9 protein-coding genes are annotated in these 13085 nt (G+C 41.6%); 5 read left to right on the top strand and 4 right to left on the bottom strand.

Features of this window, described 5'->3' with window-relative positions:
* Positions 1–52: 52 nt before the first annotated feature.
* Both xseB and xseA read right to left on the bottom strand, forming a co-directional pair.
* Positions 53–274 (bottom strand): exodeoxyribonuclease VII small subunit, encoded by a 222-nt coding sequence (gene xseB, locus QE382_RS01120; RefSeq protein WP_293956213.1) that lies wholly within the window; start codon positions 272–274, stop codon positions 53–55.
* A 40-nt stretch (positions 275–314) separates the two neighbouring features.
* The gene (gene xseA / locus QE382_RS01115) at positions 315–1601 is read right to left on the bottom strand and encodes an exodeoxyribonuclease VII large subunit (RefSeq protein ID WP_307184349.1); all 1287 of its coding nucleotides are present in this window, start codon (positions 1599–1601) and stop codon (positions 315–317) included.
* Between the two features lie 229 nt (positions 1602–1830).
* Between xseA and QE382_RS01110 the strand changes: the two genes are divergently transcribed.
* The 3 genes from QE382_RS01110 (at position 1831) to radA (ending at position 6241) form a co-directional block, all read left to right on the top strand.
* A complete protein-coding gene (locus QE382_RS01110) occupies positions 1831–3555 on the top strand; it encodes a serine hydrolase domain-containing protein (protein ID WP_307184348.1) in 1725 nt (574 codons plus the stop codon).
* Positions 3552–4712: a dipeptidase gene (locus QE382_RS01105; RefSeq protein WP_307184347.1), complete on the top strand. Its 1161-nt coding sequence runs from the start codon at positions 3552–3554 to the stop codon at positions 4710–4712. The genes QE382_RS01110 and QE382_RS01105 overlap by 4 nt, the downstream gene beginning before the upstream one ends.
* Before the next feature lie 143 nt (positions 4713–4855).
* Entirely contained in the window at positions 4856–6241 is a 1386-nt protein-coding gene (gene radA / locus QE382_RS01100) for a DNA repair protein RadA (RefSeq protein ID WP_293956209.1), read from the top strand.
* Positions 6242–6427: 186 nt separating this feature from the next.
* On the opposite strand, the gene QE382_RS01095 is transcribed toward radA, so the two are convergent.
* On the bottom strand, positions 6428–7111 hold the full coding sequence (locus QE382_RS01095) for a peroxiredoxin family protein (RefSeq protein ID WP_307184346.1): 684 nt from the start codon (positions 7109–7111) through the stop codon (positions 6428–6430).
* Positions 7112–7183: 72 nt separating this feature from the next.
* Here QE382_RS01095 and QE382_RS01090 point away from each other — a divergent pair, with 72 nt between their 5' ends.
* Together QE382_RS01090 and nagB are read left to right on the top strand one after the other, a co-directional pair.
* Positions 7184–8332 (top strand): methionine aminotransferase, encoded by a 1149-nt coding sequence (locus QE382_RS01090; RefSeq protein ID WP_307184345.1) that lies wholly within the window; start codon positions 7184–7186, stop codon positions 8330–8332.
* Positions 8333–8475: 143 nt separating this feature from the next.
* Positions 8476–10404, top strand: a complete 1929-nt coding sequence (nagB, locus tag QE382_RS01085; RefSeq protein ID WP_307184344.1) for a glucosamine-6-phosphate deaminase — start codon at positions 8476–8478, stop codon at positions 10402–10404.
* A 133-nt stretch (positions 10405–10537) separates the two neighbouring features.
* Here the strand turns inward: nagB and QE382_RS01080 are convergent, their stop codons facing one another.
* The gene (locus QE382_RS01080) at positions 10538–13054 is read right to left on the bottom strand and encodes a family 20 glycosylhydrolase (protein WP_307184343.1); all 2517 of its coding nucleotides are present in this window, start codon (positions 13052–13054) and stop codon (positions 10538–10540) included.
* Positions 13055–13085: the final 31 nt, after the last annotated feature.

Raw genomic sequence — 13085 nt, 5'->3', positions numbered from 1 at the left:
AAATAAATGTTGGCTGTAACGCTACTTTGCCGACTTTCAGATCTTGCAGAAGCTACTCTTGATCATTGGTCTCTTCTGCTGCTGATATTTTTTGTAATAAACTATTCACTTCGTCCTCTGTCGCCGTTAATTTGGCTTTACAGACCTGAATAAGGTCTGAGGCTCTTTTAATCTTTTCGGCCAGTTCATCAATGTTTGTTGAACCATTCTCAATTTCCCTTACAATAGTTTGTAACTCGTTAAAGGCATCTGTGTAGGTATAATTCTGTTCCATTGTGCTATGCTTTCTTTAAATTTTTTTACCAATTGCTAAATTATGCACCGTCTTCGTCTAATTCCTGTTTTGGAAATTTATCCTTCGCTGTGCTTAGCAATTCTCCATCTTCGAGTATGGTTTGTATTATATCGCCGGGTGATACTTGTGTAATCGACTGCAGCAGTTTTCCATTCACCTTGGTAATTGAAAAACCCTGTTTTAATAATCGAATTGGATCAGCCAGCTGAATAATTCGCTCGGTATGCGCCAGCGCTGTCTGGTGCTCGTAAAAGCGCAATTTTATCAAGGCGCTAAGCTCATGCTGAAATTGCTGAAGGGCCGTTCGAGTGGTTTGTATTTCTCTTTTTCCGACCCATTGAATATGCGTTGCCGTTTGAGATAGCACGTTGCGCTCTTCTTTAAACCGAGTAGCAATAAGTTGTTGTATTCGCTCTGCTGCCTTATCGACCGGAATAGCGAAATTGTGAAACTTTTGGATCAAAAAGTCGGCGAGCTCACTGGGTGTGATCGCATTCTTGTAAGCGACCATTTCGCTAACCGTATAATTTGTTGAATGTCCAATACCGGTTAATACTGGAATGGGAAACATCGCGATAGCCCGAGCCAGTAAATAGTTATTATAACTAGAAAGGCCGACTTCACCACCACCGCCCCGGATAATGGCAACGACATCGTAAAAACTGATTTTATCGGCAATAACAGCAAGCTGGTTGATAATAGAAGGCACTGACTTGTCACCTTGTAATAATGCGGGGAAGAGTGTGCATTCGATGCGGTAACCCCAAGGGTTTTGATTGATAATCTTGTAAAAATCAGAAAGCCCTTTACTCGTTTCCACTGAAATGATCGCCAGTCGCTTCGGAACAGCCGGGAAGTTCAACAGTTTATTCGACTCATAGATTCCTTCTGCCTTCAACTTTCGAATACTGTTCAACTTCTCCTTTTCAAGTTCGCCTAATGTAAATGTCGGATCGATGTCGACAATGCGCAGGCTCAATCCGTACATCGGATCATAGGAGATACTTGCCTGAAACAACATCGTAATTCCTTCTCGTAGCGGTTCTTGGGCAATCTTGAGAAAACTGTTGTTGATACGGTTGTAATCGGTTTTCCATAAGATCGACCGCATTTCAGCGACAATTTTCCCGTCCTGTTTTTCGACTAGCTCGGGATAACAATGACCAGAATGGGTATAATGATTGAGCTTGTTCATTTCCGCTTTAATCCAGTACAAACTCTTATACCGTTCTGCAAGTGTCTTTTGGATACTGCGGCTAACTTCCAGTAAGGAAAATATGGTTTTATCTTGAATCAATTCTGGCATTAGTCAAACTTACAGAAAAAACCTTCAGGATGCAATCTGTAACCGAGTAATCAAAGACTAGTTGCAATTCGCTTAAAGATTCTTGTGCTACCGAGGTTAAAAGAAAAAGAGATTTTAATCCAGAGACTCGTTTAACGTAACAAAGTTGATTTTTTTTAACCGTCCTGTATTCCTTGTTCATTTAATTCGTATTTTTATTTGATAAAACCTAAAAAACGATAAAAGCAGAATGAAAAAAGGATTTTTTGGGGTGTTATTTGCAGGTTTGTTCTGTATTAGCCCTTTGTTTGCTCAATATAAATCTACTATTAAGAATGAAACGATACTGTTTAATAACCGCGATCAATTGCTGCCTTTGAGGCACCTAGATCAGCTTCGCATCGCCGTTGTTGTTCCCAATGCAGTAAAATATAGTGTGTTTACAGAGCAGTTGGCCCGTTATGCAGACACTAGAGTTTTTGATTTTAGTAAATTTGATGAAGATATAAAATACTATAATACAATTATTGTCGCTGGAAAGGAAGATGACTTGGATGCAGATTGTCTCGCCCAGTTGAAACAGGCTGTATTGAACAATAAGAAAGTCATCCTTTGTCATTTTTTCGAAAATGAAAAAAGCAAAAAGGGGCTAACTGAGCGCATGTCGTCTGACTTGATCGAACTATTAGCCCCGTTTTCAGAAACTGGACAACGTCACGTGGCAATGTCAGTTTTTGGTGGAGTTCCCATCACTGCCGGTGATGTCAAAACTACACAGACAAGGCTGCAGTATGGCTCTGCGTCAAGCGCTCATCTGAATCTAGGGAAATTGACCAAGAAAATTGATGCTATTGCCCAAGAAGCCATTGATAAGCAAGCGACACCTGGAGCAGTTGTCATGATTGTTAAAGATGGACAAGTTCTGCTGGAGAAATCTTATGGATTCCATACCTATTCCAAAGATATTCCAACAAAAACAAATGATATTTTTGATCTGGCATCTGTCAGTAAGATTGCCGGCACAACACCTGTCATTATGCGCCTTACTGAGCGGAATGTGATTAATTTGGATAGTACCATGGGGCATTACCTATGGCAGGCAAAGTATACCAATAAGAAGGATATCAAGCTTCGTTCCGTCATGCTGCACGAGGCCGGTTTTACACCCTTTATTCCCTTTTATAAATATCTGAAAGCTGGAGACGTTGTTTCAGTTCCAGATGCTAACCATCAAGTAGAAATGGCGGATAATAGCTATATCCTCAACGATTATTACCGTGATTTCATGTGGCCAGAGATGCTAAAATCTCCGGTAAAGCCCACAGGAAACTATGTATATAGTGATATCAGCATGTATGTGATGAAAGAAGTTGCAGAACATCAAACGGCTGAGCCGCTGCAAGATTACGTCCAGGAAAACTTCTATAGGCCATTAGGGATGAAGCGCGCTGGTTATCTTCCCAGAATACGTTTTGCAAAAGATGAAATTGTTCCTACCGAACAAGATACCTCATTTCGGAAAACATTGTTAGAAGGCTATGTACACGATCAGGGTGCGGCAATGGCAGGAGGTATTGCCGGGCATGCCGGACTATTTGCTACCGCAAACGATTTGGCAATCTATGGCCAGCTGTTATTAAATAGAGGTGAGTATGGTGGAGAGCGCTACTTTAAAACGGAAACAGTTGACTTATTTACATCCAGGCAATCAACAAGCAGTCGCCGGGGATTAGGTTTTGACCGTTGGGATCCCAATCCTAAAAATGAGTATCCATCAAAGTTCGCTAATAGTTCCGTCTTTGGTCACACAGGCTATACAGGAACATGTATCTGGGTTGATCCGCAGAATCAATTGATCTATATCTTTTTGTCCAATCGGGTACACCCTCAGGTGAGTACCAAGCTTTTGGATCTGAATATCAGAAGCAGAATTCAGGATGCTATTTATGAATCGATCAATGAAAGTCAACGATGATAAAGAGCCTCATGCTACTAGGGCTAGCAATGACAGCAGGGAATACTATTGGATATTGCCAAGCCTATAAACAGCTTCATCGCGATCTGGTGGTCGTAGATGGACACAATGATGTGATCTATGCATCCATTTTTCAGGGGAAAGATATTGGTCAACGGTTAAAGACAGGTGCTACTGATTTGCCGCGGTTGCGGGAAGGTGGTGTCGATGTGCAGGTATTTGCGGTATGGTCCGATGATGCGAAATGGAAAACCGGCGCATTTAAGCACGCAAATGACCAAATAGATGCCCTGGAAAAAATGATTGCGGCAAATACCGATAAAATAAGTCTGGCAAAGTCTTCACGAGATATCGAATCGATATTAAAGACAGGGAAAATTGCCGCTTTAATCGGTGTGGAAGGTGGAAATATGATTGAAGAAAGTCTGGATAATCTTGAGCAACTGTACGCCCGTGGTGCCAAATATTTAACCTTGACCTGGAACTATAATTTGTCTTGGGCAAGTTGTGCCGCGATGGAATCGGACGATATGGATCCCAAGGATAAAGGGTTGACGGAGAAAGGTCGAAAAGTTATCCGCAAGATGAACGAACTGGGCATGATGGTTGATTTGTCCCATGGTGGCGAACAGACCTTTTATGACGTGCTTGCGGTATCGACGAAACCAATCTTGGTTTCCCATAGTAATGCCTTTGAATTATGTCCACATTTCCGAAACCTGAAAGATGCACAATTGGAGGCGCTGAAAAGCAATGGGGGTGTGGTTGGTGTAAATTTTTATTCGGGTTTTTTGGATCCTGCCTATGATGCGAGGCTTAAGAAGTTATATCTAAGTAAATTTGGTGATAATGGGACATCAAAACTGAGTACCTGGTCTATGTATGAAAAGTTGCCAAAGGAACTTCAGCGACAGGCTGATGCTCCATTGTCGAAATTATTGGATCATATCGATTATCTGGTCAAAAAAGTTGGTATTGATCACGTTGCGGTAGGCTCAGACTTCGATGGCATAGAATCCTCACCGCAAGGTCTGGAAGATGTTTCTAAGTTGCCGCTATTGACTAAAGCATTGCTGGAGCGAGGGTATTCACATGCGGATATAGCGAAGATCATGGGACAAAATTTCTTACGGATCTTAAAAGAAAATGAAGAATAAACACTTCTTTTTTTTAAGGTTTTTCAGTACCGTTCCAGTATACATGCCGCATTATTGAAGTATGCCTAATAGCTTGGGTAAGATGTAATGCTTGCGGCCACGTCATTACGCTTTTAACGGCTATAAATTTGTAAATTCGTAGCATGGCAAAATCAAAATCAGCATACTTCTGTCAAAATTGTGGCTATGAATCTCCCAAATGGATGGGACAATGTCCTTCCTGTAAGCAATGGAATAGCTTTGTTGAAGAAGTGGTCGAAAAAGGGAGTTCAAAAGTCCCCGAATGGCGTAGTTCTACAACTGGAGGCAATACGAAAAGGGCGAATAAAGCGGCTATTATTCACGAAATTGTTTACCAAGATGAGTCTCGTATATCCACGCCTGATCAGGAGTTTAATCGGGTTCTTGGTGGCGGCATTGTTCCGGGGTCACTTGTGCTTATCGGTGGAGAACCTGGCATTGGAAAGTCAACGTTAATGTTACAGTTAGCTTTATCCATTCCACAAGTCAAAACACTTTATATTTCGGGGGAGGAAAGTGAGCAGCAGATCAAGATGCGCGCAGAGCGATTATCACAATCATCCAAAGCGAATTGCTATATCCTGACGGAAACATCCACGCAAAATATTTTCAAGCAGATCGAGACGGTACAGCCCAATGTCATTGTTATTGACTCGATACAGACATTACATTCCGCACAGATTGAATCCGCTCCGGGTTCGGTTTCTCAGGTCCGCGAATGTACCGCCGAATTGTTGCGGTTTGCCAAGGAGACGAGCACTCCCGTCTTTATTGTGGGACACATCACCAAGGATGGATCGATTGCTGGTCCCAAGGTTTTAGAGCATATGGTGGACACCGTCCTTCAATTTGAAGGCGATCGTCACCATGTCTACCGAATTTTGCGTGCCGTAAAAAATCGCTTTGGATCGGCTTCAGAACTGGGGATTTATGAAATGCAGGGTTCAGGACTGAGAGAAGTTTCTAACCCTTCGGAGATTATGATTTCGCAACGCGACGAACCGGTTAGTGGAGTTTCCATTGCATCCATGCTCGAAGGGATGCGGCCTATGATGATCGAGGTGCAGGCACTGGTAAGTAACTCAGCATTTGGTACAGCACAACGCTCTTCCACTGGGTACGACACGAAACGGTTAAATATGCTTCTGGCCGTTTTGGAGAAACGCTTTGGTTTTAGGTTAAGCGCACAGGATGTATTTTTGAATATTGCCGGTGGGTTGCGCGTGGAAGATCCTGCAATCGATCTGGCCGTAGTAGTAGCGATTATTTCTTCACAACAAGATATACCGATTCGCTCCAATCTGACTTTTGCAGGTGAGGTTGGCTTATCGGGCGAGATCAGGGCTGTAAATCGAATTGAACAAAGAATACAAGAGGCAGAAAAGTTGGGTTTTGATGGTATATTTATTTCTAAATTCAATACCAAAGGATTGGACGCTAAAAAATATAATATTGCGATTCGGCCTGTCGCCAAGTTAGAGGATATATTCAGTGCCTTGTTTGGTTAGTAGAAGCGCATGTTGTTTGGTTAGTAAATAAGCGCCTATTAAGGATTACGGGATAGCGTTTACCCATTAGTTTGTGGAGTCCCCCTTTCGCTGTAGTTTTTTTGAGAAACACGGTCGTCGTTAAACCTAAAAAGACCATGCCTTTAAAAGTGCATGGTCTTTTTATTTGAATTGATCAGCTATAGGCTACTTTTTTAATACTTCTTTCAATTTTGCACGTAAGGCATCACCGTGTAAATTTTTCGCGACAATTTTTCCATTGGGATCAATCAGGACATTTTGGGGAATAGATTTTACGCCGTATAATGTTCCGACATCATTCTGCCAACGTTTTAGATCCGAAACATGTCTCCAGTGTAGTTTATCGGCATGAATGGCCTTAATCCAGGAGTTGCGGTCCTTATCAAAGGATATTCCCAATATTTCAAAGTTTTCACCTTTGAATTGTTGGTATGTTTTTACAAGATCTGGACTTTCTACGCGACAGTCGGGACACCAGGATGCCCAAAAATCAAGAAGCACATATCTCCCTTTAAAATCCGAAAGTTTGACGGGGTTTCCGCTGGTGTCATTTTGGGTAAATGCTGGTGCTATTTTTCCAATTTGCACCGTTTCTAACGTATTTAAATACTCTTGAAACTCTTTCCCTTCACTTGAGTTTTTTACAGTATTGCTCAAGGAATTATAGAGTGTCTGCAGCTCTGTGTAAACAGGATCATAACCTCCGACTCTACGCAAGTCAACCAACGTCGAAATAGAATCGGGAGCAGCCTTAACACGCGCAATATACTCTTCCTTGGTAAGTTCCTTTTTTTGCGCTAATCCGAAGAATGGCAGCATCAAAAAAAGTAGTGTGATGTATTTTATCATATTACTATTCTTATATATATTTACAAATATAAGAAAATCCACTAATTTGGTAGATTAATTAAATGTCAAAAAATGAACTTCAACCTAACCTCTAAACTTCCACATGTCGGTACGACGATTTTTACCAAAATGACAACGCTGGCCAATGCGCATCAGGCATTAAATCTTTCCCAGGGTTTTCCCGATTTTGAGACCGACCCGAGGTTGGTAAAATTGGTTACTAAGGCGATGGAAAAAGGAAACAACCAATATGCACCAATGATTGGAGCACAGGCCCTACGGGATGCGATAGTCAAAAAATACGATCAGATTTATAACGTTGAAGTCGATGCAACGGAACAATTAACCATTACCTCAGGGGGGACGCAAGCCATTTTTACGGCTATTGCTACCGTAGTTAAACCGGAGGATGAGGTTATTATATTTGAACCTGCATACGATTGCTATGCACCAACAGTCGAATTGTTCGGCGGTAAGGTTGTGCCCGTCCGATTATTGGCGCCCGATTTTCGGATTGACTGGGATTATGTCGCAACTTTAATGAATAGCAAAACGCGGCTGATTATTATCAATAATCCGAATAATCCAACGGGGAAAGTATTGGGTAAAGAAGAACTGATTAAGTTGGGCGCTCTATTGGAGGGGACTAGCATCCTATTGCTGAGCGATGAGGTATACGAGCATATTGTGTTTGACTGGGCATCTTCGCAGTCGGTACTGGAAATACCCACTTTGCGTGAACGCAGTTTTGTTGTCGCCTCATTCGGGAAGTTGTTGCATACTACCGGCTGGAAAATTGGCTATTGCGTTGCGCCACCGCAGCTGACGCATGAATTTAGAAAGGTTCACCAATTTAATGTTTTTAGTGTAAATGCACCCATGCAGTTTGCTATTGCTGAATATCTGGAAGATATTAGCTATATCCGGGAATTATCCAGTTTTTTTGAGGGTAAAAGAAATCTGCTGAGAGATGGGCTAAAGGGGTCGCGCTTTACGATTCTTCCGTGTGAAGGGACTTATTTCTTGAATATAAATTATAGTGGCATTAGCAATGAAGAGGAATTTGAATTTGCTTGCTCGTTAACGACACAACATAAGATAGCGACAATTCCACTGTCTGCATTCTATAAGGAAGTGACAAATCAGCAGGTTTTGCGCGTTTGTTTTGCGAAGAAAGATGAAACATTAGCAAATGCGATAGCGATTTTGAATCAAATTTAATGCTATTTCTAAGCTAAAAATACAGCTAAAAGGTTTTATTTAAAATATTGCTAAGAAAGAACTACTTTATTAAAATTTTACTTCAACTTGAGTCACTAATTTTATAAATTTGTAATTCACGTTTATCAATATACCCATAGAAAATGGCTAGATTAAATTTATTGGAAGAGACACGCTTCGAAAAAGTCCCTGTGAGCGTCTATCCAGATCAAAATTCAGCTTCGAAAAACGTTGCAAATCGTATAGCTGAAATTATTCGTGCAAAGCAAGAGAAAGGTGAGAAGGCTGTTCTAGGCCTTGCTACTGGTGCCACACCGGTAAAAGTCTACCAAGAACTGATTCGCTTGCATAAAGAAGAAGGTTTAAGCTTTAAGAACGTGATTACCTTCAATCTTGACGAATACTATCCTATGCAACCTGATGCCGATCAGAGCTATGTTACCTTTATGAACAAAAACTTGTTCGAACACGTAGATATCGATCCGGCAAATGTAAATATTCCAGATGGTACCTTAGCTCCTGACCAAGTGAATGCTTTCTGTGCGGCTTACGAGCAGAAAATTACAGCGGCAGGAGGTTTAGATATTCAATTATTAGGTATCGGCCGTACAGGCCACATCGGTTTCAATGAACCAGGCTCTGCGCCTAATTCAGGCACACGTGTGGTCACCTTGGATGATTTGACTCGTCGTGATGCTTCCCGTGCTTTTGGTGGAAAAGAAAATGTACCGACAAAAGCAATTACCATGGGAGTGGGAACAATCTTCAAGGCAAGAGAAATCATTTTAATGGCTTGGACCGAAACAAAAGCTGAGATCATTAAAAAAGCCGTTGAAGGTGAAATCTCCGCAGAGATTCCTGCAACTTATCTTCAATTGTCCGACCATGTTGAATTTATATTGGATGAAGCCGCTGCTTCGTTGCTGACACGTTTTGATCTTCCTTGGTTGGCAGAAGACGTTACTTGGACGCCTTCGCTCATTAAGAAAGCTGTTGTTTGGTTAGCGTTAGAAATCAAGAAACCAATCTTGAAACTTACCGACGAGGATTATAATGCACATGGTATGGCGAAGTTGGTTACAGAAACTGGCCCTGCATACAATATCAATATCCGTATATTTAATGAACTTCAGCATACGATCACTGGATGGCCTGGAGGTAAACCCAATGTCGACGACTCACAACGTCCTGAGCGAGCCAATCCAGCCAAGAAAAATGTGATTGTATTTTCTCCGCATCCTGATGATGATGTGATCTCTATGGGAGGAACATTTATTCGTCTGGCAGACCAAGGACACAATGTACATGTTGCTTATCAGACGTGTGGTAACACAGCGGTTTGGGACGATGATGTGGTACGTTATCTGGAGTTTGCCGAAGATCTCGCTAAACAGATCGGAGCCGATTCAGAGGCTGCCCAGATTGGTCGGATTTACGATGAGGAACGAGCAATTTTTGCAACAAAAAAACCGAATCAGATTGACACCGAACTGGTTCGTAAAATCAAAGCATTGATCCGTAAAGGGGAGGCAATCGCGGGAGCTCGTTTAGTAGGTTTGCCGGATGAAAATATCCACTTCCAGGATCTACCTTTCTATGATAGACAGAAGTTTTCGAAAAATGTATCTTTCGAAGATGATATCCAGCAGACAATGGAGTTATTGCGTCATGTAAAACCACATCAGGTATTCGCTGCAGGTGATTTTGCTGATCCGCATGGTACACATAAAGTATGTTTTGACATTTTGTTTGAAGCATTAAATAGATTGAGCAAAACAGATGAGTGGACCAAAGATTGCTGGTTGTGGTTATACCGAGGAGCATGGCATGAATATCCAATTCATGAAATCCAAATGGCTGTTCCTTTATCTCCACAAGAAGTTTATCGCAAGCGTTTGGCTATCTTTAAGCATCAGTCTCAGAAAGACTTACCTGTATTCCCAGGTGATGATCCACGTGAATTCTGGGTACGTGCAGAAGATCGTACGAGCGAAACAGCAGCTTTATATGATCAATTAGGTTTAGCGAACTATGAGGCTATTGAAGCCTTCGTAAGATGGAAATTTGATTAACACGTTAGTTCGTATATGCGAGACTATCTATAAACAAAAATCCCTGCTTTAAGATCGAAGCAGGGATTTTTTTTATAAAGGCCTCATTATTAGTTCAAAAGTACGCTATAAGTATAATAGGGCACTTTGTAAACTAGTAGCTGATTACATCGCCTGATCGTCCTTTGGCATCATATACTTTAAATACGTATTTCTTTCCAGGCTGGAATGATATCGGGCCATTCACTATTTTGGATTTTTGTGTTGGCATACTGCCGTTGTCGCTATAATAGACTTTAAAACCCGGGTAATCGGTATTGATAAGGAGTTGGTTGCCCTCTTTCTTAATTCCAATTTTTGGAAGTCGATAAGTATAGCCTCCATTTATCCTATCCAGTTTTCTCAATTCATCCTCGCCCAGCTTTTTGATAAAGGCAGTATACGATTTGCGATACGTAGCTTCGTCAAAAGAATTCCCTTTTTCCCAGGCTTGTTCTGGGGCCCAGGCGCGATCGGCGATGGCGATTAAACGTGGAAATATCATTTCTTCGAGACGCTGGTCAGTAGAGATCTTTTCTGACCATAAAGCACCTTTGATCCCGAGGAGATTTTTCTTCCCTTCCGCTGTAAGCTGTTCTTTATCGGTGTATGCCTCTGGTCTAAAATCTTTTCCTGTGTCATCCTTTCTTAAGTTGATGAAGAAATTTTCAGGGGAGAAGGAATAAGTTCTATTCAGATTGACAGTGCCTACCCAACTATGTCCCGGATCTGCAAAGTCACGATCCCATGACATATCCAGGTAATTATTTGCTGCACTCGTATAAACAACTTTGTAGCCAGCATTGGCCAATCGATAGGCGAGGTCTTCCTGTCCTTGTCCGGGCAGATTGTTCCATACATTTAAATGGATGCCTGATTTTCCCAGATCCGCATTTACAACCATGCCATTGCCTTTGTTGCGCATGCCCATCTCTTCCCATCCCGACATCGTCAGTCCTTTTTCTTGAACCAGGGCATTAATCTTGGAAATATACAGCGGCCATACGTCGAGTACATTGGCGATATTATTTTCCTTCATAAAAGCCAATATTTTTGGCGATTTTTCCCAAACACCACTCGGCGTTTCGTCACCTCCCAAATCGATAATTTTCAATGGAACCCCAGCTTGATCGTGTATGGCTTTGATTTCATCGATCACCTTGCTTAGAAAATGATACGTTGATGGTAGCGCGGGATTCATAACATTATCATTCCAGTTTTGTGCAGAGTTGTAAACGGATTTGTCTTCTGCATCATCCAGTAAATATTCTTCTGCCTTTTGCTTATCGCCAAGTTTTGAATAATGCGCAAAACGTGCACGCATAGCTTTGATCGCTGCACGAGCATGGCCAGGTGTTTCTACCTCTGGGATCACATCGATATGTCGTTCCTGAGCGTATTTTAAAATTTCGATATAGTCATTCACACTGTAGAATTGGTGCGGCTTGGTCGTCGCTCCAGATCCATAAGCGGGCTGTATTGCTTTACCATCGTCAAAATTGGCCGAACGGTTGGCTCCGACAGCGGTTAGTTCAGGGAGGGATGGAATTTCCAGGCGCCACCCTTCGTCGTCAATGAAGTGGAAATGGAACTTATTCAACTTGTAAGCAGCCATGAGATCCAATATTCTTAAAACCTCGGCCTTACTATGAAAATTACGGGCGGCATCCAGCATAAATCCGCGGTATCCATAGCGTGGGGAATCTTCAATATTGCTGTGCGGTAATGCAATGGATTTTGTAGTTTTATTCCACTGACTATGATTAATCAATGATTTTAATGATTGAATGGCATAGAAAGCACCAGCTTTATCTGAAGCTTCTATTTTTACACCATCAGCAGTAATTGATAATCGATAGGATTCGGGTTTTAAGGTGTTAACTTTTACGATTTCAATACCGCGCTGCGGGCTAGTTGAAGCCGTTAGCTTAATACTTGAATATGTTGAAAAGAAATCTGTCAGGAATCTCGCTTCGCTAGCAAATTCATTAGCTACAAAAAGTTTTGTACCTGTCGACACATTAAACTTTTCGTTGATGTTGACACTAATGTGGCTTGGTAAGGGGATGATACTTTGTGCGGTGACACCTTCTACGAGCTTGTTTTGGTCGTATTTATATGCGAAGTAGTCTGTTTTTTCAGCTTCCGATTGAGGAGCAGTTTTAACAGCAGAATAATCTGAAATATTGGTGGCCAGCCCAGTATGGTTATTTTTTAGGTATAGACCAATGGGTCCATCGGTGTAATTGACTAGCCCTGTTGTTATAAAATCGATGTGTACACTATCCTGAGCAGGCAATACAAAATTATTTTTCTTAAAGCTAACCTGAAAAAGATCGCCGTTTCGGTGGTCTATTGCGAAACGTTTGTCGACCTTTTCAGGATCAATAGATCGGATAAAATTAAACCAAAGGCTCCAGTCATTGAGTTGAACAGCACTTGTTCCATTGTTTTTTAAGATAATGGTGGATACCGGATTTTTACGGATATGCTGTCCTTCCTGAACCCTCCAGGTGATTTGCAGCTGATCGGCGATTGCTCCAGTTTTTTGGGCATAGGCATCCTGACTTAATAAGGCCAAGCCCAGTCCAGCATAGAGTAGCGGTTTTTTAATTTTTTTAAAATTAGTCATGTTGGTTACTTTTTCAATGACTTTAAATATA

The organism is Sphingobacterium zeae (assembly GCF_030818895.1).
Taxonomy (GTDB): domain Bacteria; phylum Bacteroidota; class Bacteroidia; order Sphingobacteriales; family Sphingobacteriaceae; genus Sphingobacterium; species Sphingobacterium zeae.
The sequence above is the reverse complement of the archived record's forward strand: the minus strand, read 5'-3'. Positions and strand labels throughout refer to the sequence as shown.